Source organism: Serratia sp. CY40230 (assembly GCF_052168835.1).
Taxonomy (GTDB): Bacteria; Pseudomonadota; Gammaproteobacteria; order Enterobacterales; family Enterobacteriaceae; genus Serratia; species Serratia nematodiphila.
Genome location: NZ_JBJNLX010000003.1, coordinates 204847 through 226467 on the forward strand (window position 1 = coordinate 204847; position 21621 = coordinate 226467).

General features: G+C 62.3%; 20 protein-coding genes and 1 tRNA gene. 9 read left to right on the plus strand and 12 right to left on the minus strand.

Annotated features, from left to right (window positions below; translation table 11 throughout):
• Positions 1-53: 53 nt before the first annotated feature.
• The 5 genes from sstT to ACJ8IJ_RS12675 all read right to left on the minus strand — a co-directional run bounded on the left by sstT (position 54) and on the right by ACJ8IJ_RS12675 (position 5042).
• Positions 54-1289, minus strand: a complete 1236-nt coding sequence (gene sstT, locus ACJ8IJ_RS12655) for a serine/threonine transporter SstT (protein WP_442518716.1) — start codon at positions 1287-1289, stop codon at positions 54-56.
• Positions 1290-1551: 262 nt separating this feature from the next.
• Positions 1552-2520, minus strand: a complete 969-nt coding sequence (locus tag ACJ8IJ_RS12660) for a TerC family protein (RefSeq protein ID WP_286093609.1) — start codon at positions 2518-2520, stop codon at positions 1552-1554.
• A gap of 252 nt (positions 2521-2772) precedes the next feature.
• The gene (locus ACJ8IJ_RS12665) at positions 2773-3504 is read right to left on the minus strand and encodes a glutamine amidotransferase (protein ID WP_004937150.1); all 732 of its coding nucleotides are present in this window, start codon (positions 3502-3504) and stop codon (positions 2773-2775) included.
• 1 nt (position 3505) lies between these two features.
• Positions 3506-4486, minus strand: a complete 981-nt coding sequence (locus ACJ8IJ_RS12670) for a Gfo/Idh/MocA family protein (RefSeq protein WP_442518715.1) — start codon at positions 4484-4486, stop codon at positions 3506-3508.
• A 49-nt stretch (positions 4487-4535) separates the two neighbouring features.
• Complete coding sequence (locus ACJ8IJ_RS12675) at positions 4536-5042, minus strand: M48 metallopeptidase family protein (RefSeq protein WP_033632026.1); 507 nt, start codon at positions 5040-5042, stop codon at positions 4536-4538.
• 149 nt (positions 5043-5191) lie between these two features.
• Between ACJ8IJ_RS12675 and rlmG the strand changes: the two genes are divergently transcribed.
• Entirely contained in the window at positions 5192-6331 is a 1140-nt protein-coding gene (rlmG, locus tag ACJ8IJ_RS12680) for a 23S rRNA (guanine(1835)-N(2))-methyltransferase RlmG (protein WP_442518714.1), read from the plus strand.
• Positions 6332-6365: 34 nt separating this feature from the next.
• On the opposite strand, the gene ACJ8IJ_RS12685 is transcribed toward rlmG, so the two are convergent.
• Positions 6366-8387, minus strand: coding sequence for an oxidoreductase (locus tag ACJ8IJ_RS12685; RefSeq protein WP_442518713.1), 2022 nt, complete (start codon positions 8385-8387; stop codon positions 6366-6368).
• A gap of 307 nt (positions 8388-8694) precedes the next feature.
• Between ACJ8IJ_RS12685 and ACJ8IJ_RS12690 the strand changes: the two genes are divergently transcribed.
• Positions 8695-10314, plus strand: coding sequence for an ABC-F family ATP-binding cassette domain-containing protein (locus tag ACJ8IJ_RS12690; RefSeq protein ID WP_442518712.1), 1620 nt, complete (start codon positions 8695-8697; stop codon positions 10312-10314).
• Between the two features lie 22 nt (positions 10315-10336).
• On the opposite strand, the gene pdxR is transcribed toward ACJ8IJ_RS12690, so the two are convergent.
• A complete protein-coding gene (gene pdxR, locus ACJ8IJ_RS12695) occupies positions 10337-11809 on the minus strand; it encodes a MocR-like pyridoxine biosynthesis transcription factor PdxR (protein WP_442518711.1) in 1473 nt (490 codons plus the stop codon).
• Between the two features lie 121 nt (positions 11810-11930).
• Here pdxR and ACJ8IJ_RS12700 point away from each other — a divergent pair, with 121 nt between their 5' ends.
• From ACJ8IJ_RS12700 to ACJ8IJ_RS12710, 3 genes are read left to right on the plus strand one after another with little or no spacing between them, the layout of a single operon-like run.
• Positions 11931-13196: a 4-aminobutyrate--2-oxoglutarate transaminase gene (locus ACJ8IJ_RS12700; protein ID WP_442518710.1), complete on the plus strand. Its 1266-nt coding sequence runs from the start codon at positions 11931-11933 to the stop codon at positions 13194-13196.
• A gap of 12 nt (positions 13197-13208) precedes the next feature.
• Positions 13209-14663, plus strand: a complete 1455-nt coding sequence (locus ACJ8IJ_RS12705; protein WP_021505087.1) for an NAD-dependent succinate-semialdehyde dehydrogenase — start codon at positions 13209-13211, stop codon at positions 14661-14663.
• A 58-nt stretch (positions 14664-14721) separates the two neighbouring features.
• On the plus strand, positions 14722-15963 hold the full coding sequence (locus ACJ8IJ_RS12710; protein WP_004937169.1) for an aromatic amino acid transport family protein: 1242 nt from the start codon (positions 14722-14724) through the stop codon (positions 15961-15963).
• A gap of 73 nt (positions 15964-16036) precedes the next feature.
• Here the strand turns inward: ACJ8IJ_RS12710 and yfcF are convergent, their stop codons facing one another.
• Entirely contained in the window at positions 16037-16672 is a 636-nt protein-coding gene (gene yfcF, locus ACJ8IJ_RS12715; protein WP_049189082.1) for a glutathione transferase, read from the minus strand.
• Positions 16673-16843: 171 nt separating this feature from the next.
• On the opposite strand from yfcF, the gene ACJ8IJ_RS12720 reads away from it, so the two are divergent.
• Positions 16844-17560 (plus strand): HPP family protein, encoded by a 717-nt coding sequence (locus tag ACJ8IJ_RS12720; RefSeq protein WP_049189081.1) that lies wholly within the window; start codon positions 16844-16846, stop codon positions 17558-17560.
• Here the strand turns inward: ACJ8IJ_RS12720 and aac(6') are convergent, their stop codons facing one another.
• From aac(6') to ACJ8IJ_RS12735, 3 genes are all read right to left on the minus strand, one after another.
• On the minus strand, positions 17561-18001 hold the full coding sequence (aac(6'), locus tag ACJ8IJ_RS12725) for an aminoglycoside 6'-N-acetyltransferase (protein WP_049189080.1): 441 nt from the start codon (positions 17999-18001) through the stop codon (positions 17561-17563).
• A gap of 138 nt (positions 18002-18139) precedes the next feature.
• A complete protein-coding gene (locus ACJ8IJ_RS12730; RefSeq protein WP_442518709.1) occupies positions 18140-19042 on the minus strand; it encodes a pirin family protein in 903 nt (300 codons plus the stop codon).
• 148 nt (positions 19043-19190) lie between these two features.
• Positions 19191-19799, minus strand: a complete 609-nt coding sequence (locus ACJ8IJ_RS12735; RefSeq protein ID WP_442518708.1) for an FMN-dependent NADH-azoreductase — start codon at positions 19797-19799, stop codon at positions 19191-19193.
• A gap of 96 nt (positions 19800-19895) precedes the next feature.
• Between ACJ8IJ_RS12735 and ACJ8IJ_RS12740 the strand changes: the two genes are divergently transcribed.
• Positions 19896-20300, plus strand: a complete 405-nt coding sequence (locus tag ACJ8IJ_RS12740) for a winged helix-turn-helix transcriptional regulator (RefSeq protein WP_021505083.1) — start codon at positions 19896-19898, stop codon at positions 20298-20300.
• 112 nt (positions 20301-20412) lie between these two features.
• On the opposite strand, the gene ACJ8IJ_RS12745 is transcribed toward ACJ8IJ_RS12740, so the two are convergent.
• Positions 20413-20488: transfer RNA gene (locus tag ACJ8IJ_RS12745), tRNA-Ile, on the minus strand.
• Between the two features lie 146 nt (positions 20489-20634).
• Between ACJ8IJ_RS12745 and mug the strand changes: the two genes are divergently transcribed.
• Both mug and ACJ8IJ_RS12755 read left to right on the plus strand, forming a co-directional pair.
• Positions 20635-21123, plus strand: coding sequence for a G/U mismatch-specific DNA glycosylase (gene mug, locus ACJ8IJ_RS12750; protein WP_004937188.1), 489 nt, complete (start codon positions 20635-20637; stop codon positions 21121-21123).
• A 17-nt stretch (positions 21124-21140) separates the two neighbouring features.
• Complete coding sequence (locus tag ACJ8IJ_RS12755) at positions 21141-21593, plus strand: nuclear transport factor 2 family protein (protein ID WP_004937191.1); 453 nt, start codon at positions 21141-21143, stop codon at positions 21591-21593.
• The last annotated feature ends 28 nt before the right edge of the window (positions 21594-21621 follow it).

Genomic DNA, 21621 nt, shown 5'->3' on the forward strand with positions numbered 1-21621 from the left:
GGCTGACAAAAAAGGCGCTCGAAGGAGCGCCTTTTTGATGAAGCAACGCGCGATTAACGCACCTTCAGCGGATCTTCGTTCGCCAGCCGCTGGTCTTCCGCCTGGCAGGCCGCGGCGGTGAACAGCACGTCGGTGGAGGAGTTGAGGGCGGTTTCCGCCGAATCCTGCAGGACGCCGATGATAAAGCCGACCGCCACCACCTGCATCGCCACGTCGTTCGGAATGCCGAACATGTTGCACGCCAGCGGGATCAGCAGCAGCGAACCGCCGGCCACGCCAGAGGCGCCGCAGGCGCAGAGGGCCGCCACCACGCTCAACAGCAGGGCGGTCGGGACGTCCACCGCGATGCCCAGCGTGTTTACCGCCGCCAGCGTCAACACGGTGATGGTGATCGCCGCGCCGGCCATGTTGATGGTGGCGCCCAGCGGGATGGAAACCGAGTAGGTGTCCTCATTCAGGTTCAGCTTCTTGCACAGTTCCATATTCACCGGGATGTTGGCGGCGGAGCTGCGGGTGAAGAAGGCGGTCACGCCGCTCTCGCGCAGGCAGGCGAACACCAGCGGATACGGGTTGCGGCGGATCTTCCAGTAAACGATCAACGGGTTGAGCACCAGCGCCACCAGCAGCATGCAGCCAAGCAGTACCATCAGCAGTTGGGCGTAGCCCCACAGCGTGCCGAAGCCGGTTTCCGCCAGCGTGGAGGCCACCAGGCCGAAGATGCCGAGCGGCGCACAGCGGATCACCGCGCGCACCACCAGCGTGACCGCATGGGACATGTCGTTGATCAGCCCCTTGGTGGTCTCGGAAGCGTGGCGCAGCGCCAGCCCCAGACCGACGGCCCAGGCCAGAATGCCGATGTAGTTGGCGTTAATCAGCGCATGGAACGGGTTGGCCACCACGCTCATCAACAGGCCCTTCATCACCTCCACAATGCCGCCCGGCGGGGTAATGTCCGTCGCGCCGGTGGTCAGCGCCAGCGTGGAAGGGAAGATAAAGCTGACGACCACCGCCACCAGCGCGGCGGCAAAGGTGCCCAGCAGGTAGAGGAACAGGATCGGGCGAATGTTGGTCTTCTGCCCCTGTTTATGGTTGGCGATCGAGGCCATGACCAGAATCAGCACCAGCACCGGCGCCACCGCTTTCAGCGCGCCGACGAACAGGGTGCCGAGCAGGCCAACCGCCGCTGCCGCCGCCGGTGAAACCAGCGCCACCAGAATGCCGGCCACCAGGCCGACCATGATTTGTTTGACCAGGCTGCCCTGCGTGATCTTTTGTAGTAGTTTTTGCATAGTGCTTTCTTCCTGATGTTATCTGGCCGCCGCGGCGGGAACGACGCCGGGCAGCTTTATATGATTCTGTAACTAAGTGTGTTTGCCGAATCAGTATTCAGCAATCGAATGATGTTGGAAAGAGGCGAGGGTGAAATTCTGAGCGCGGATCAACACTTGATAACATACTGGTTACATTTGTGTGATCGCAATAACGTTTGGCGTTTTGGGGGAATTGCCAAACAATCACGGGGCGACTAGCGCCCCGGATAACAGATTATGGTTATTTCTTCGCCAGGCGATCGTTGCGGTGATTGACCCAGGCGTTGATCAGCAAGGTGATCGTCAGGATGCCCGCCACCACGCCGAGCGACACGCCGATCGGGATGTGGAAGAAGTCGATAATCAGCATCTTGATGCCGATAAATACCAGGATCACCGACAGGCCGTATTTCAGCATCGAGAACCGTTCCGCCACGTTGGCCAGCAGGAAGTACATGGCACGCAGGCCCATGATGGCAAACAGGTTGGAGGTCAGGACGATGAACGGATCGGTGGTCACGGCGAAGATCGCCGGAATGCTGTCCACCGCAAAAATCACGTCGCTCAGTTCCACCAGGATCAGCACCAGCACCAGCGGGGTGGCGAACAGAATGCCGTTGCGGCGCACGAAGAAACGCTCGCCTTCCAGGCTGTCGGTCATGCGCAAGCGGCTGCGCAGCCATTTCACCAGCGGTTTGTCGCCGATCGCCGAGTCATCTTCCTTCGCCAGCGCCATTTTAATACCGGTGAACAGCAGGAAAGCGCCGAACAGGTACAGCAGCCACTGGAACTGGCTGACCAGCCAGCTGCCGGCGAAGATCATGATGGTACGCAGCACGATCGCCCCCAGCACGCCGTAGATCAGCACCCGCCGTTGCAGGTTGGCCGGCACGGCGAAGTAGCTGAACAGCATCAGCCAGACGAACACATTATCCACCGCCAGCGCTTTTTCGATCAGGTAGCCGGTCAGGAAGGCCAGCGCCTGAGTATCGGCGACGGCGCGCCCGGCGGTTTCATTCAGGTAGTACCAGAAACCGAGGTTGAACAGCAGGGAGAGGCTGACCCACACCAGCGACCAGCTGGCGGCCTGCTTCATAGTCATGGTGTGCGCGCCTTTACGGCCCTGCAACAGGAGATCGATTGCGAGCATCACGACTATGACGGCGGCAAAGCTGCCCCATAACCACGGTGTGCCAACGGAATTCATCATCAGAGGTATCCTTCAAAAACAAAAACGGCCAACGTCGGAAGACGCCAGCCGCTCTGTGAACGTTGCAAGCAAACCTCGCCTTCCGGCAAGGTCTCACTTACAACGTTGATGAAGGTGGTTACACCTTTGACATCAGGTTGCCCGGTAACCGGATGCTTGCGCATCGTAATGACGATTGACCGGCAATGAAGTTACTCCCCTTTGCAGAGCAGAAAGTAATGCAAAATGTGTCGGCGGTCAACGTGAATCGCGTTAACCGGCCATCGCTTTTTGCGCGCCGAGGCTGACGACGAATCCCTGCAGCAGCAGGCGGCTGAATGGCGTGTCGCTAACCTGTTGTTGTTGCTGTTGGTAGCGGGCCTGCTGCTCGGGATGCAGCTCGCCGAGCCACTGCAGATACTGGCTCATCACCGCGCCGTTGAATTCCGGGTGGAACTGGGTGGTCAGGGCGTGATCGCCATAGCGCAGGATTTGGTGCGCGTCCTGCTGCGAACGCGCCAGCGTCTGCGCGCCGGCGGGCGGCGTCAGCACGCTCTGCGAGTGGATCAGGTTGGCCTTGAAGCGCGGCGGCAGCAGGGTGAGCCGCCGATCGTCGGCCGCGGCGGGCAGCAGTTCGATCTCCAGCGTACCCACCTCCATGCCCTGCGGGTGGTAACCCACTTCGCCGCCGAGCGCGTAGGCCAACAGCTGATGGCCGTAGCAGACGCCGAACAGCGGCAGTTTGATCGCCATCGCCTGGCGCAGCCATTCGGCGGCTTCCTCGCTCCACGGCAGCCGTTCGGTCACCATCGCCGGCGAGCCGGTGATGACTACGCCGCAATAGGCGGCAGGCGGCAACGGCCGTTCGCCGGCGGGCAGGTGCACGATGTGCGCGCGTTCGGCGTCGATATTGCCCTGTTGCAGGAACATGCCTTCAAAGTTGGCCAATTCCTGACGAATGGCCTGCGGCGCGTCGCCGGTTTGCATCACGAGCAGCGGTTTCATCTCATTCTCCGTCGGCGGGGAAGACAACGCCGGTCTGGCGGCGGATATCGGTCAGCAGGCGGGCGACGATCAGCGAATTCTCCAGCCCCGGATGCTCCACCCGGTGATTTTCCACCAGCTCGGCAAAGGCCAGCGCCTCATACAGCATGGTGTTGATGTGCTGCGGCTGGCTCAGATCCTGGCGGTTGCCGCCGCGCGGCGTCAGCGCCACGCCCTGGCACTCGGAAATCTTGTCGATAATCAGCGTGCCTTCCTCCCCCTGGATCTCGCTGGGGATCGCCGAGTCGCTGACCTTGGAATGGGAAAGCGTGACGTCGAAATCACCGTAGTTCAGGCAGACGGTACCGTGGGCGTCAACGCCGGTATCGAGCAGTGTGGCGCTGGCGAGCACCGACTGCGGCGCGCCGAACAGCGCTACCGCGCTGGCCAGGCAGTAGTAGCCGATATCCATGATCGAGCCGTTGGAGAACTGCGGGTTAAAGGTGTTGGGGTTCTCGCCGGCCAGGTAGCGCGGGTAGCGCGAAGAGTATTGGCAGTAGTTGATAAAGGCTTTGCGTAACCGGCCGACGTTCGGCAATGCCTGTTGCAGCGCCAGAAAATTCGGCAGATAGGCGCTTTTGAATGCCTCGAACAGCACCACCTGGTTTTCCCGCGCGCAGGCTACCAGCTGTTCCGCTTCGCGCTGGTTGGAGGCCAGCGGTTTTTCGCAGATCACGTGCTTTTTATGGTGCAGGAACAGCAGCGATTGCGGGCAGTGCAGGGAATTGGGGCTGGCGATATACACCGCGTCTATGGCATCGGACTGGGCCATTGCCTCGAGCGAGTCGAAAAACTGCGTGACCTGATAGTTGGCGCCAAACGCCTGCGCCTGCTCCAGCGAGCGTGAATACACGGCGCTCAGCTTGAGTTTGCCGCTTTCATGGGCGGCATCGATAAAACGTTCCGTAATCCAGTTGGTGCCGACGACGGCAAAGCGAATCATAGCGAGCTCCGGTCCAGCCTAAAACCGCAGATTATCACGCCCTCACTCGCTATGCATACAGCTCGCCGAACAGCGAAAGGTGCGTCAGATACAGCCGGGTATCGAACTCCAGCTGGTGGTAATCCGGCTCCATGTGGCAGCACAGGCTGTAAAACGCCTTGTTGTGATCTTTCTCTTTCAGGTGCGCCAGCTCATGCACTACGATCATGCGCAGGAACGGCTCAGGCGCGACCTTGAACACCGTCGCCACGCGAATTTCCGCCTTGGCCTTCAGCTTGCCGCCCTGCACGCGTGAGATGGCGGTGTGCAGGCCCAGCGCGTGCTTCATGACGTGGATCTTGCTGTCATAGGCCACCTTGCTCAGCGGCTGGGCGTTGCGCAGATACTGGTTTTTCAGATCGACGGTAAACTGATACAGCGACTTGTCGGTGGTGCAGTCATGCACCTGCGGATAGCGCTGCAGCAGCACGTCTCCCAGCCGGTTTTGATGGATCAGTTGTTGCACCTGGCTTTGCAGATGCGCCGGGTAGCCTTGCAGGTAGGTCAATTCAGACATTCTTGTTCCGTATCAACGGCCATTCAGCCGGTCATTCTATGCTGTTTTTTCGCTCAAATCCTGACATACGCAATTTATCCGAAAAAACATTTTACTGACGGGCGTTTTTAGGGGATAAACAGCCCAAATTTTATCAGTCAGGAGGGGCAATGAGCCAACTCGATCTGGGAACACAGCAACTTGAGCTGGAGCGTTATCCCCAACAGGAAGAATCCACCCAACTGCAGGCGTGGGAAGCGGCGGACGAATATCTGCTGCAACAGCTTGAAAACGTAGATATCGGCGGCCGCCCGGTGCTGATTTTCAACGATAACTTCGGCACCCTGGCCTGTGCGTTGCACGCGCATCGCCCTTACAGCGTCAGCGACTCGTACATGAGCCAGCTGGCGACGCGCCACAACCTCAAACTCAACGGTCTGGATCCCGAGCAGGTCACGCTGCTGGACAGCCTGGCCGAGCTGCCGGCGGCGCCGGCGGTGGTGCTGATTCGCGTGCCGAAAGCGCTGGCGCTGCTGGAACAGCAGCTGCGTGCGCTGCGCCACGTCGTGACCGAAAACACGCTGATCGTCGCCGGCGCCAAAGCGCGCGACGTGCACACCTCGACGATGCAGCTGTTTGAAAAAGTGCTGGGCCCAACGCGCACCAGCCTGGCATGGAAGAAGGCGCGCCTGATCTTCTGCCAGGCGGCGGACATCGTCCCGCCGGCGGCAGCGGAAACCACCGACTGGGCGCTGGACGGCACCGATTGGCTGATCCACAACCACGCTAACGTCTTCTCGCGTGGCAGCCTGGATATCGGCGCGCGCCTGTTTATGGAGCACCTGCCGCGCGGCCTGAACGGCCATATCGTCGATCTAGGCTGCGGCAACGGCGTGATTGGCCTGACGGCGCTGGCGCAAAACCCGGAAGCGCAGGTGACCTTCGTCGATGAATCTTACATGGCGGTGGCTTCCAGCGAGCTGAACGTAGAGCACAACCTGCCGCAAGAGTTGGATCGCTGTCAGTTTGAGGTGAACAACGCGCTGGCGGGCATCGAGCGTGAAAGCGTGCAGGCGGTGCTGTGCAACCCGCCGTTCCACCAGCAACACGCCATCACCGATCACACCGCCTGGCAGATGTTCTGCGACGCCAAGCGCTGCCTGCAGGTGGGCGGTGAACTGCGCATCGTCGGCAACCGTCACCTCGATTATCACCAGAAGCTCAAGCGCCTGTTCGGCAACTGTACGCTGGTGGCCTCGAACAAGAAGTTCGTGATCCTTCGAGCGGTGAAATCCGGCGCGCGTCGCTGAGCGTGAATAACAAGGGGCGCCGGGCGCCCCTTTTTTACAGCGTCATCGCCAACCGCGTACCCTGATCGATCGCGCGGCGGGCGTCCAGCTCGGCGGCCACGTCGGCGCCACCGATCAGGTGCACGGTTTTCCCCATCGCCAGCAGCGGCTGCTGCAGTTCGCGGCGCGGTTCCTGCCCGGCGCAAATGACCACCGTGTCCACCGGTAGGCAGCTGTCTTGCTCGGCGCGGGTGATGTGCAGCCCTTCGTCGTCGATCAGCCGATAGCTGACGCTGTTGAGCATCTTCACGCCGCGTATCGCCAGGCTGGCGCGGTGGATCCAACCGGTGGTTTTGCCCAGGCCTTCGCCCACTTTGCTGGTTTTGCGCTGCAACAGGTAGATTTGCCGGGCGGCGCGCGGCGCCTGCGGGCCTTGCTCAGCCAGCCCGCCGCGCTGTTCAAGGCGGCCATCGATGCCCCATTCGCGGTTGAATTCCGCCTGATCCAGGCTGCTGGACACGCCGTGCTGGCTGAGGTACTCGGCGGTATCGAAGCCGATGCCGCCGGCGCCGACGATCGCCACCCGCTGGCCGACCGGTTTTTTATCGCGCAGCACATCCAGATAGCTCAGCACCTTGGCGTGCCCGATGCCGGGAATATCCGGGGTGCGCGGCACGATGCCGCAGGCGAGGATCACCTCATCGAATTCGCTTAAATCCGCCGCCTCGACCTTGACACCCAGCCTGACCGTCACTTCACGCAGCGCCAGCTGGCGGCGGAAGTAGCGCAGCGTTTCATGGAATTCTTCCTTACCGGGGATCTGCTTGGCGATGTTGAACTGGCCGCCGATCTGCTCGGCGGCGTCGAACAGCGTCACCTGATGACCACGGCTGGCGGCAGTGGTGGCAAACGCCAGCCCGGCGGGGCCGGCGCCGACCACCGCCAGTTTTTTCGGCTTTTCCGCCATTGTCAGCGGCATTTCGGTTTCACGGCAGGCGCGCGGGTTGACCAGACAGGAAGTCAGCTTGCCTTCAAAGATCTGGTCGAGACAGGCCTGGTTGCAACCGATGCAGGTATTGATCTCGTCGGCGCGCCCCTCGGCGGCTTTCTGCACAAAGGCGGCGTCGGCGAGGAACGGACGCGCCATCGACACCATGTCGGCGCAGCCGTCCGCCAGCACCTGCTCGGCCACCGCCGGATCGTTGATGCGGTTGGTGGTGATCAGCGGGATGCTGACCTTGCCCATCAGCTTGCGGGTCACCCAGCTGAATCCGGCGCGCGGCACCATGGTGGCGATGGTCGGAATACGCGCTTCGTGCCAGCCGATGCCGGTATTGATGATCGTGGCGCCCGCCTGTTCGATCGCCAGCGCCAGCTGCTCGATCTCCTGCCAGCTGGAGCCGTCTTCCACCAGATCGAGCATCGACAGCCGGTAGATCAGAATGAATTCCGGGCCCACGGCCTGGCGTACCGCCCTGACGGTTTCGACGGCGAAGCGCATGCGATTGGTGAAGCTGCCGCCCCATTGGTCGTCGCGCTGGTTGGTGCGCGTCGTCAAGAATTGGTTGATCAGATAGCCTTCGGAACCCATCACCTCAACGCCGTCGTAGCCGGCCTGCTGCGCCAGCGCCGCACAGCGGGCGAAATCGGCGATGGTTTGCTCAATCTCCGCTTCGCTGAGCGCGCTCGGCGTAAACGGGTTGATCGGCGCCTGCAGCGCGGAAGGGGCCACCAGTTTGGGTTGATAGCTGTAGCGGCCGGTGTGCAGGATCTGCAGCGCAATTTTGCCGCCCGCCCGGTGGACGGCCTCGGTCACCGGTCGGTGGTGAGGCAATTGCGCCTCGCTGTTGAGGAGCGAACCGCCGCGAAACACTACGCCCTGTTCGTTCGGGGCAATGCCGCCGGTGACGATCAGCGCCACGCCGGCGGCGGCGCGCTCGGCATAGAACGCGGCCAGGCGCTGCGGGCCGTCGGGCAGCTCTTCCAGGCCGGTATGCATCGATCCCATCAGCACCCGGTTTTTCAGGGTGGTGAAGCCGAGATCCAGCGGCGCCAGCAGGTGAGGGTAATTGCTCATTGCACTCTCCATCGGGTGAAATCGGGGCCCGTTGTTATAATTATGTGAACACAAGTGGTCGGATGAGATAAATCTAGCCGTTGTCGCGCCGCTTGGGAATCTGCGTTGCGCCGAATGTGATAGATGTCATGAATCTCAGACTCTGTTTGCATAACGAACAAAAGATCGGTTAGCCTTTACGCGTTGCAAATTCCTTCTCTCTGCGGAGCCATAACCGAAAATGAACAACCACGCCTGTTGATATCTGGTCCCACGCCGTGCGCTCTCGCGCCCTGTGGGGATGTTTTGATCTCATTCAGGAGTGCTTATGGCTCATTTAGCGCAGTCCCCTTATTTCGTTTTACATCAACTGACCTGCCAATTTGCTGACGGCGAAACGCTGTTCGGCCCGCTGGATCTCGCTTTTGATCGGTCGCGCTGCGGCCTGGTAGGGCGCAACGGCGTCGGCAAAACCCAGCTGCTGCGCCTGATCGCCGGATTGGATCTGCCGGGCAACGGGCACGTTGAATCTCATGCCGCATTGGCTTACGTTGCGCAGCAGCCGGAGATCGCGCCGCACACTACGCTGGCGCAGCTGCTGGGCTACGGTGAGGTGTTCGCCGCGCTGGCGCGTCTCGAGCAGGGGCGGCCGTTGACGGACGATATCGATCGTCTGGAAGGGCGCTGGGATCTTCACGATCGTCTGCAAAACGCCTTTGCCGCCGCCGGGTTGCCGGCTTTCGATCCGTTGCGATCCGCCAGTTCGCTGAGCGGCGGCGAGCGGATGCGCGCGTCGCTGTGCGGCGCCTTGCTCGGCGAGGCGGATTTTCTGCTGCTGGACGAACCGACCAACCACCTCGACAGCGCCGGCCGCGCCTGGCTGTATCAGCAGCTGGATCAGTGGCGGGGCGGGCTGCTGATCGCCAGCCATGACCGGCAGCTGCTGGGGCGCATGGAGCGCATCGTCGAACTGACGCCCGGCGCGCTGCGCAGCTACGGCGGCAACTATGAGGACTACCGGCGCCAGCGCGATATGGAGCAGCAGGCGGCGCGCGCCGATCTGGAGCATGCGCGCGAGGAGCGCCGCCGCACCCGTGCTCGCCAACAGAAAGAGCACGACATGAGCCAGCGGCGCTCGGCGCAAACGCTGCGCGTCGTCGATACGCTGAATATCGCCTCTTTCGAACGGGTGGCCTACAAGTCGGCGGCGAAGGAGAGCCTCGGCACGCTGCGCAAACAGCATCAGGATCGGCGCGACAGCCTCGATGCGGCGGTGCGTGAAGCCTATCAGCGGGTGGAGGAGGAACCGCCGGTGTTGCTGGCGCTGCCGGGCAGTGAAGTGAACGCGAACAAGCAGGTGCTGGTGCTCGAGCGGCTGCAGCTGCCGTTCGTCAGCGCGCCGCCGCTGGATCTGCGGATCGACGGCCCGATGCGCGTGGCGTTGACCGGCCCCAACGGCTGCGGAAAATCCACCTTGCTGAAGACCCTTCTCGGGCAGCTGACGGCGCTTTCCGGCCATTGTCATTGCCCGCTGTCGACGGCCTACCTCGATCAAACCCTGTCGCAGCTCGACCCGGGCCTGTCGGTGATGGAGCATCTGGGGCTACAGGATTCGCCGTTGGCGGAAGGCGCGTTGCGCACCCGGCTGGCGCAGTTGCAGCTTGGCGCGGATCGCATCGCGTTGCCGCTGGGCTCGCTGAGCGGCGGTGAACGGCTGAAGGCGGCGCTGGCCTGCGCGCTGTGGCGGCGACAACCGGCGCAGCTGCTGTTGCTCGACGAGCCGACCAACCACCTGGATCTGGCGTCGTCGCTGGCGATCGAAACCGCGCTGGCGGATTTCCCTGGCGCGATGATGGTGGTGTCGCACGACGAAGACTTCCTGCAGGCGCTGCGGCCGACGCATCGCCTGAACCGGCAGGCGGATGGCTGGCGGCTTCAGGCCTGGTGAGGCAGGCGGGCGGCGCTCTGACCTAGTGCGGGGCGTTGATGCACGCCAGCAGCTGGGTGAAGGCGGCGGCCATTTGCTCTTCCGGCACGCAGGCAAAGCCCATCAGCAGGCCGCGCCGGCGGTTGGGCAGCATATAGTAGCGCGACAGCGGCCGCACCAGCACCCCACGCGCGCCGGCGGCGGCGGCGATAGTCACGTCGTCGGCCTCGTCCGGCAGGTTGAGGATCAGATGCAAGCCGGCGTTGCTGTTGAACTCGCTGAGCGCCTGCTTGCCGAGATGTTGTTCGATCAACCCGGTCAGGAAGGCGCGCCGCCGGGCATACAGCAACCGCATGCGGCGGATATGCGCGGTGTAGTGCCCCGCATGAATAAACTCCGCCAGCGCGCTCTGGATCAGCAGGTGCCCGCCGCGATAGAGCTCGGCGTGGGCGGTTTTCAGCGCCTGCACCAGCGGCGGCGGCAACACCACATAGCCGAGGCGCAGCGCCGGGTAGAGCGTTTTGCTGAAGGTGCCGATGTAAATCACCGGCGCGTCGGCTTCCAGCCCTTGCAGCGCCGGGATCGGTTGGCCGGAAAAGCGGAATTCGCTGTCGTAGTCGTCCTCGACGATCCAAGCGCCGGCGTTGCGCGCCAGTGCCAGCAGCCGTTGGCGGCGCGCCAGGCTCATCACCGAGCCGAGCGGATACTGGTGCGACGGGGTGACGAAGATCAGCCGCGGTGGGTTGGTCGGCTGCTCCGGCGGCACCAGCCCGGCCTCGTCCACCGCCAGCGGGCAGATGTTCAGCGCATTGATGCGCAGGATATTGCGGATCCCCCAATAGCCCGGCTCTTCGATCCAGGCGTCATCCCCCGGATTGCACAACATGCGCGTCACCAGATCGATCGCCTGATGGATGCCCTCGGTGATCAGGATCTGTTCCGGCAAGCAGCGTACCGAGCGCGCCACCCGCAAATACTCCACCAACGCATGCTGTAGTTCCGGGCTGCCGCCCTGATTGCTGTAGGTCAGCCGCTGCGGCGCCGGGCGGCGGCTGAGGCGCGCCTGGATCTTGCTGAACAGCTGATGAGGAAAGGCGTTGACGTCGGGCACGCCGGGAATGAATGCCCCCCACTGTTTGGGGCTGGCGCTGGCGTGGTGCAGCAGCGTGGCGCCGCGCTCCGACAGTTCGACGCGCCGCGGTTGCCCGCTGCCGTTCGCCGGGGCGCCGCCGGTGGACAGGCAGCTGTCCGGCACCGTGTCGGCGACGAAGGTGCCGCTGCCGGCGCGCGCCGACACGTAGCCTTCCGCCAACAGTTGTTCATAAACGGTTAACACGGTGTTGCGGGACAGGCTGAGCTCCTGCGCTAGGTCGCGCGAGGCGGGCAGGCGGCTGGAGGGCGGCAGACTGCCGTCGAGAATGCTGGTGCGGATCGCGTTGTAAAGCCGCTTGTGCAGCTTGTCATCAGGCTGTTCGCCGAGGCGCTGCAGCAACAGATCACCACTCAATGAGCGCAATTGGATCCCTCAATTATTCGTAACTGGCACTCGATTATAGGGCCACATCCTGTGTAAATAAACGGCATTGTTTCACGAATGTGAACAAAACGTGTAACTGGCACCGACCGGAGAGAACAGCATGAAAAACGCAGAATTGAACCAACGCCGTCAGGACGCCACCCCGCGCGGAGTGGGCGTGATGTGTGGTTTTTACGCCGAGCGCGCAGAGAACGCCACGCTGTGGGATGTGGAAGGCAAAGAAGTGATCGACTTCGCCTCGGGGATTGCCGTGCTGAACACCGGCCACTGTCACCCGAAGGTGATCGCCGCGATTGAAAAGCAGCTGCAGGCCTTCACCCACACCGCCTATCAGATCGTTCCTTACGAAAGCTATGTCTCGCTGGCGGAGCGCATCAACCAGCGCGCGCCGATCGCCGGTCCGTGTAAAACCGCCTTCTTCACCACCGGCGCGGAAGCGGTGGAAAACGCGGTGAAGATCGCCCGCGCTTACACCGGCCGTCCGGGCTTGATCACCTTCGGCGGCGGCTTCCACGGCCGCACCTATATGACCATGGCGCTGACCGGCAAAGTGGCGCCTTACAAACTGGGCTTTGGCCCATTCCCCGGCTCGGTGTTCCACGGCCAGTACCCGAACGCGATGTACGGCGTGACCACCGAAGACGCGATGAACAGCCTGGATCGCCTGTTTAAAGCGGATATCGATCCCAAGCAGGTGGCGGCCATTGTGCTGGAGCCGGTGCAGGGCGAGGGCGGTTTCAACGTGGCGCCGGCCGATTTCATGCAGGCGCTGCGCGCGCTGTGCGACCAGCACGGCATCCTGCTGATCGCCGATGAAGTGCAGACCGGCTTCGCCCGTACCGGAAAGCTGTTCGCCATGGAGCACTACAGCGTTAAGCCCGATTTGATCACTATGGCGAAAAGCCTGGCAGGCGGCATGCCGCTGTCGGCGGTGGCGGGCCGCGCCGAGGTGATGGACGCGCCGGCGCCGGGCGGGCTGGGCGGCACCTATGCCGGTAACCCGCTGGCGGTGGCCGCCGCGCACGCGGTGCTGGACGTGATCGAAGAAGAGCAGCTGTGCCAGCGCGCTCAGCGCTTGGGTCAGCACCTGGTGGAAGTGCTCCAGCAGGCGCGTAAAACCAGCCCGGCGATCGCCGATGTGCGCGCGCAGGGGTCGATGGTGGCGGTGGAGTTCAACGATCCGGCTACCGGTAAACCTTCAGCCGATATCACCCGTCAGGTGCAGCAGAAGGCGATGGAGGAAGGGCTGCTGCTGCTGAGCTGCGGCGTGAACGGCAACGTGATCCGCTTCCTGTATCCGCTGACTATCCCGGACGATCAGTTCACCAAGGCGATGGGCATCCTGTCCCGCGCGCTGGCCCACTAAGGAGCGAACGACATGAAATTGAACAATCCCGAGCTGTTGCGCAGCCAGTGTCTGATCAACGGCGAATGGTGCGACGCCCTGAGCGGCAAGCGCGAAGCGGTGATCAACCCGGCCACCGGTGCCGAACTGGCCAGCATTCCGCTGGTCAGCGAAGAGGAAACCCAGCAGGCGATCGCGGCGGCGCAGCGGGCGCAAAACGACTGGAAACAGCTGACCGCCAAGCAGCGTTCCGCGCTGCTGTTGGCCTGGGCTGATAAGGTGCTGGCCGCGCAGGAAGATCTGGCGCAGCTGATGACCGCCGAGCAGGGCAAATCGCTGGCGGAAGCGCGCGGCGAAGTGACCTACGCCGCGTCGTTCATCACCTGGTTCGCCGAAGAGGCCAAGCGGGTGGACGGCGCGGTATTGCAGGCGCCGCAGGCTTCGCAGCGCCTGGTGGTGGTGAAGCAGCCGATCGGTGTGTGCGCGGCCATCACCCCGTGGAATTTCCCGGCGGCGATGATCACCCGCAAGGTGGCGCCGGCGCTGGCGGCCGGTTGCGCCATCATCGTCAAACCGGCCGAGCAAACGCCGCTGACCGCGCTGGCGTTGGCGAAGCTGGCGCAGGACGCCGGCATTCCCGCCGGCGTGTTGCAGGTGGTGACCGGCGAAGCGGCGCAGGTGGGCAAGGTGCTGTGCGACAGCCCGGTGGTGCGCAAGCTGAGCTTTACCGGCTCGACCGAGGTCGGCCGCATCCTGATGGCGCAGTGCGCGCCGAGCATCAAGAAACTGTCGCTGGAGCTGGGCGGCAATGCGCCGGTTATCGTGTTCGACGACGCCAATCTGGACGCGGCGGTGGCGGGCATCATGGCCTCCAAGTTCCGCAACAGCGGCCAGACCTGCGTGTGCGCCAACCGCATCTACGTGCAGGACGGCATCTACGAGCGGCTGGCGGAGAAGCTGGTGGCGGCGGTCGAGCAGTTGAAAGTCGGCGACGGCAGCCAGGAAGGTACCACTCAGGGGCCGCTGATCGACAGCGATGCGGTGGCGAAGGTGCAGAGCCACATCGACGACGCGCTGATCAAAGGGGCGCAGATCGCCACCGGCGGCCAGCCGCACGCGCTGGGCGGCACCTTCTTCCAGCCGACGGTGGTGACCGGCGTGACGCAGAAGATGCGCTTCGCCAAAGAAGAGACCTTCGGGCCGGTGGCGCCGTTGTTCCGCTTCCATGACGAGGCGGAAGCCATCGCCATGGCCAACGACACCGAATTCGGCCTGGCCGCCTACCTGTTCACGCAGAACGCCGCGCGCCAGTGGCGGGTGCCTGAAGCGCTGGAGTACGGCATGGTCGGCATCAACACCGGGCTGATTTCCAACGAAGTGGCGCCGTTCGGCGGCGTGAAACAGTCAGGGCTCGGGCGTGAAGGATCGCGCTACGGGATAGAAGAATATCTGGAGCTGAAATACCTGTGTATCGATGTGAGCCGTTGAGCGTCAGGACGTTAACCCATCCCGGCGGCCAGCGTCGCCGGGCGATAAAGGATGATGCATGTCTGATAATATCTCTGTTTCTCCGGCGCTTGCCGCCGGGGTGCGAGCACCTGCACCCGCCAAATCGTTAAGTTTCCTCGAAGGGGTGGCGATGATCGTCGGCACCAACATCGGTGCCGGCGTGCTCTCCATCGCCTATGCCTCCAGCAAGGCGGGTTTCCTGCCGCTGCTGTTCTGGCTGGTGCTGGTGGGGAGCCTGACCACCATCACCATGCTGTACGTTGCCGAATCCACGCTGCGCACCCGCGCGCATCTGCAGCTGAGCGGGCTGGCGAAGCGCTACGTCGGCGGCCTGGGCGCCTGGTTGATGTTCGCTTCGGTATGCGTTAACAGCGTCGGGGCGCTTACCGCCTACATGACCGGCAGCGGCAAGCTGCTGCAATCGCTGTTCGGCATCTCGCCGGCGCTGGGCAGCCTGCTGTTCTTCGTACCCGCCGCCGGCGTGCTCTATCTCGGTTTGAAAGCGATCGGCCGCGGCGAGAAGTTCATCAGCATCGGCATGGTGGTGATGTTGACCGCGCTGGTGGCGGCGACGCTGCTGAAAGACACCACCCAGATGCGCAACCTGCTGGACGGCGACTGGCGCTATATGGTGCCGGTGTTCAACGTGGTGGTGTTCTGCTTCTCGGCGCAGTACATCGTGCCGGAGATGGCGCGCGGCTTCGCCGACAAGCCCGAGCAACTGCCGAAGGCGATCATCGTCGGCATGGTGGTGACCTTCATTTTGCTGGCGGCGGTGCCGATGTCGGTGATTGCGCTCAGCGGGCTGGATGACATCTCCGACGTGGCCACCATTTCCTGGGGCCAGGCGCTGGGGCAGTGGGCGTTCTTCTCCGCCAACATCTTCGCGCTGTGCGCGATGCTGACCTCGTACTGGGGATTGGGCGGCAGCTTCCTGACCAATATCTTCGACAAGTTCCGGCTGGGCAACGACGAGCTGCCGCTGCGCCGCTTCGGCGTGCTGCTGCTGGTGGTGGTGCCGCCGTTCGCGCTGGCCTACAGCGGGCTGGTGTCGTTCGTCAACGCGCTCTACTTCGCCGGGGTGTTCAGCGGGGTGATCCTGTCGATCATGCCGATGCTGATCCTGCGTGGCGCGCGCAAACACGGCGACCAAACCCCACGCTGGCAGTGCAACTGGATCACGCACCCGCTGCTGCAGATCAGCATTGTATTGCTGTACCTGGCCAGCGCGGTGTACGCCATCGCTTCATTGTTAGGCTATCTGCCCTCTGGATGGTGATTTGCCTTCCCTCAAGCAGTGATGTTGTTTCTCGGCATTGAGAACGGCGGCGTCGTGGCCGCCGATTTTTTTCTCACGCGCGCCGCTTTTCCGACAACGCCAGCCAGGCCTGCACCGACGGACGCAGCCACTGCTTGTGCGCATAGTGGCGCACGCGCTCCGGCACCGGATCGCCGTGCATTACCAGCCGGTTGAGCATCAGCGCCAGATCGGTGTCGGCGATGCACCACTCCCTGAACAGATTGTCCTGCCCGTGGCTCAACAGCTTTTCCACGGCGGCGATCAGCTTGCGCGCGGCCTCTTGCGCGGCTTCGGACAGCGGCGGGAACTTGCCGTTGTTGAACACCACTTCGGTCGAGCGCTCGGCGCGGATCGGCAGCAGATCGCTGCGCAACCAGGCCTGGATCTCGCGCGCCTTGGCGCGCAGCTTCACGTCGCGCGGGTACACGGCGTGGGCCGGGTGGATGTCTTCCAGGTATTCGGCGATCGCCGAAGACTCCGAGAGCTGGAACTCGCCGATCGCCAGCGTCGGCACCCGGCGGGTGAGCGACAGCGCCGCGTAGGCTGCCTCTTTGTTCTCTTCTCTCGCCAGATCCACCGGCTTCACGGTGAACGGAATGCCTTTTTCCGTCAGCACGACAAAGGCAGACATGGCGTACGGGCTGAAAAATTCACTGTCGGTATAAAGCTCGGTGATCGGTTGAGACATCGGCGGTTCCTCGGGGTTAAGGGGGGAACATTCATCATTGTCGAGGGGAGGCTAAAAATCAATCTGTTAGCCTAAAAGTTCTTGGGCGGCGCGGTTTACGGCGCCGTGAGCTCCTTCAGGATGATGTGATATATTTGTTGCCAACACGTGAATTGAGTCGTATCGGGTAACATGAAGACGCGGTGGATAGAACGAGTGAAAGTGGGATGCGCGCGCCTGTGGCCGCACCCGCTGGCGGTGGGCAAACGAGAGATGCTGATTTCCAGCGTTGGCGCCGGTTTGGGGCTGATGCTCGCCGGCTGGATCAGCCACTTTATTTTGGGCGAGGTGAACCTGTGGTTTATCGCGCCGATGGGCGCTTCGGCGGTGTTGCTGTTCGGCGTGCCCAACAGCCCGCTGGCGCAGCCCTGGTCGATCGTCGGCGGCAATGCGCTGGCGGCGACGGTGGGCGTGAGCGCCGGTCTGCTGATCCCCGATCCGGGCCTGGCCTGCGGCGCTGCGGCGGCGGTGGCCATCGGCCTGATGTTCAAGCTGCGCTGCCTGCATCCACCCGGCGGCGCGGTGGCGCTGACCGCCATCCTCGGCGGCCCCGGCATTCATCAGATGGGCTACCACTTCGTGTTGTACCCGGTGCTGCTGAACTCGGTGCTGCTGGCGGCGCTGGCCATTCTGTTCAATAACCTGGCCGGGCGGCGCTACCCGCACGCGCTGGCGCCGGCGGAGGCCAAACCGGCCAATCTGCCGATCGATGCCGTTTCCATCACCCGTGCCGATCTGCACGAGGCGTTGATGGAGGGGGATCTGTTCGATATCGATGAGGACGATCTGCAGGAGATCCTGCTGCGCGCCGAGCAGCTGGCGCATCAGCGGCAAAGCAAGACCGCCTGATCAGCCCAGCGTTTTACGGTAAAACACCACCCGCTCCGTTTCGGCAAAGCCCAGCGCCGCATGCAGGCGCTGGGAGTCCAGATTGGCGATATCGGTATCCGACGCCAGCTCGCTGCAGCCTTGCTGCTTGGCCCACTCCTGCACCTGTGCGATCAATCGCGTGGCCCAGCCCTGGCGGCGGGCGCGTTCGACGGTATAGATCCCTTCCAGAAACGCCACCGGCGACGACTCGCAACCGTTGACGTAATCGTGGCGCAGCGCGACCTCGGCAAAGCCAACGAAAACGCCGTCCAGCCCCCGCGCCATAAACGCGGTGTGGTGCGGCGAAGCCAATATTTCGCGCATCTCCGCGCGGTGCTCTTCCAACGGACAAGTGGGCCACAGCGCCGAGCGCAGCGCCAGCCAGGCGTCGAGGTTGTCGTGGTCGCAGTTGACGATCATGCGGGATCCTTATCCGGCAACTGAAGGGAGTGGGGCGATAATATCACGTTGCGCCGTCAGCGAGCGGCCGGATGCGTCGGCGCATGTGAGTAGCCTGCCCTGGATCGTTCGTCGCAGATTGTGATCCCATCATCAACGTCATCGAAAGACGGGGATCGTACCTGAAGCCGTCCGTCGCTCGCCGGCCTCTTTAAGTCTGCGCCCCAGTTCGGCGATGCGACATTCGCCGGCTTCCAGCGCGGATGCTGAGGTATGTACCGAATAGGCGCCGAGGTGCAGCGGATACGGGTGAGGCACGGCTGAGCCGAGAACGAATACGGCATCTTCATTGCCGGATGCTTCAAGCGCAATGGGCATTTCCCCCGGTTCGAATACCACCATCTCGCCCGCGTTGATAGGCGCGTCTGCGCTGAGACGGCCTTTGGCCAGTGCGAGCCAGCCGACAGAATGATTCGCTGGCGGCCGATAAGTCCAGCTTTCGCCGGGTTTGAGGGTGACGAGCAAGTAATTGATGCCTTCCTGCGCGGGCACCGGGCTTTGCACGCCTTCATGGTTGCCAATGATGACATGCGCCGGCCCGATTTGGCGCATGTTCCGGGCTTCGATATAACGGCTTTCCTGTTCACCGTTCTCCAGCTCGGCGGGCAGGGCCAGCCAGAGCTGGAATCCCTGGATGCGCGGCGTATCCGTGGCGGACAATTCCTTGCCGTGCCACATCCCACCGCCGGCACGCGCCCACTCCACTGCGCCATAGCCGAGCGTCCCGACAGCGCCGCTGGCGGGATCTTCGTAGTGAAAAGCGCCTTCGAGCGGCACGGTCACGGTGGCTATGCCTGAATGCGGATGCAGCGGCATGTTGGCCAGCATTGCCATGGTGCGCTGATCCGCCTCGAACAGATCGAGGAATACGAAAGGTTTAATCACCTGGCCCAGGTCGGAAGGGCTCATCAGTCGGGTGATCGGGCCGTGGCCATGGCCTCGGGTGCGTTGTGTAATACGCCGCGGGTTGGGCGCGAGTGGCGAGGTCAACGTGGTGTTCATGATTGAATCTCCAGTTTACAAATCCGGCGCGAACGAATTCCGGGGTACGCGGCACAGCCATAGGATTGAGCGGTATCGCATCGCCGGTGGCCAGCCCAAAAAAGGGACTGGCCGCGAGCCTGCTCTTGCTGTTCTGAACCGGCCCCGATTAAGCGGTCAGGCCGTCAATCTGAGCCGCGGCTGCATCGATGGCGACAGTACGGTTTTCCGGGCTGAGTGCCAGTCCCTCTGCTCGAATGAAGGTGATGTCCGTAATGCCAAGGAAGCCAAAGAAACTGCGCAGATAGGTTTCCTGATGGTCCAGGAAGGCCAGTGGCGTGCCTTCGCCGTACAGGCCACCGCGGGTGGAAGCAACGATAACGCGTTTCCCCTTGGCGAGGCCTTCAGCGCCGTTTTCCGTATAGCGGAAAGTTCTGCCTGGCACTGCAAGTCGGTCAAGCCAGGCGCGCAGCTGAGTCGGCAACGTAAAGTTATACATAGGCGCACCGACGATAATGACATCGGCGGCAAGGAAGTCGTCGACGAGTTTGGCGTTGCGGGCAACGGCCTGTTTGACGTGCTCGTCTTGCGGCTCCACGCCCTGCAGAGCCAGAAATTCGGCGCTGGAAAGGTGGTTAATCGGGTTGGCGGCGAGATCGGTGTGGATGATCCTGGCGTCTGGCTTAGCTGCAGACAGCTGTTTGGCGATCGCCGCCGTGAGCTGGCGGCTAACCGATTGTTCGTTGAGAATGCTGGAATCGATATGAAGCAGTGTCATGATGAAATCCTTAGGTATAAAATGGTAACCAGGGATAACAATATAACCATGTCCTAAAATGGCAGACAATAAGGCACATTAGGAGAACCCGGTATCATGAATGTGACTAATCAACCTCGAGATTTAAGACATGCCGACTGCCAAAAGATCAGCCAGGTATTGGCGCGCGTTGGTGAGAAGTGGAGTGTCCTGATCATTATGCTCTTAGCGAACGGGCCACGCCGATTCACTGAAATAAAGCGTACAATCAATGGAATATCTCAGCGGATGCTGACGCTGTGCCTGCGCAATATGGAACGAGATGGGTTAGTCAAGCGGACAGTTATTGCCGTCATGCCGCCGCACGTCGAATATGAATTGACGCCGCTCGGTTGCTCATTGACCGTACCCGTCATCGCGCTGGGAACCTGGGCGAATGAACATATTGCCGATATTGATGCGGCGAGAACCGCATTCGACGCGCAAAATAGCGAGGCCGGTGAGGATGTTAATTCACGCTAGAGGCGGCAGGGGGGCGAATGAAATTTGCGTTCTGTTGCAAAAGAGGCGAATGCCTGGTTGCACCGCAGAAAAAACTAAGGGGCTACGCTGTTAACGTAACCCCTTGATAATTTGGTGGCCCCTGTTGGGTTTGAACCAACGACCAAGCGATTATGAGTCGCCTGCTCTAACCACTGAGCTAAGGGGCCAAGCCGCGAGATTATAGGGAATCCTTAAGCGGCGGTCTACTGTTACCCGCCCGTATGTTGCTTTTCTGCGCAGTTCTAGCCTGTTGTAATTGCTGGCGGATTTTGCGATAACCGCAGTAAATCCCTGCAATGGACTCACGACACTCATGGAACTTCTGGCGCCCAACCTGCGGGTGGTGTTTTGCGGCATCAACCCCGGCCTTTCTTCCGCCCATCAGGGCTATCCTTTCGCCAACGGCAGCAACCGCTTCTGGAAGGTGATCCATCAGGCCGGCTTTACCAAGAGCCAGCTGGCGCCGGAGCAGTGGCAGCAGTTGAAGGACAACGGCTGCGGCATTACCGCGCTGGTGGCGCGCCCGACGGTGGCGGCCAGCGAGCTGTCGCGCGACGAGTTGCGCAGCGGCGGCGAGTTGCTGCAAGAGAAGATCCTGCGCTATCAGCCGCGCGCGCTGGCGATCTTGGGCAAGCAGGCGTTCACCACCGCCTTTGGGGTGAGAAACGCGCCCTGGGGCAAGCAGACGATGATGCTGGGAGAAACCGAGGTCTGGGTATTGCCCAACCCCAGCGGATTGAATCGCGCCACGCTGGAGCAGCTGACCGCCAGCTATCGCGAGCTGTTCCTGGCGCTGCAATGAGATAAGGGGAGTGTGCGATGACATCGATGATGAAAGGCTGTTTGATGGCGCTGCTGTTGGTGACCGGCGCCGCACAGGCGGGGCATTCGCCGCAGGAAGCGCGCAACAAGCAGAACGTGCTGGAGTTTTATCGGCAAGGGCTGAACAACAAGGATTTTGCGGCGGCGCGGCCGTTTTTGGGCGAACAGTACAAACAGCATAACCCCAACGCCAAAGACGGCGTGGCGGGTTTTCGTCAATTTGTCGAGCTGCTGAAAACGCGTTACCCCAATTCGCACAGTGAGGTGAAACAGGCGTTCGTCGACGGCGACTACGTGATCCTGCATGTGGAGGTCAGCGGGCGCGAGGCCGGTAAAACCGCGGCGATCGTCGATATATTCCGTCTGGACAGTGCCGGAAAGATCGTTGAACACTGGGACGTGACGCAGCCGGTGCCGGAGAAGACCGCCAGCGGCAACAGCATGTTCTGAGGCATAAAAAAACCCCGGCAGGCCGGGG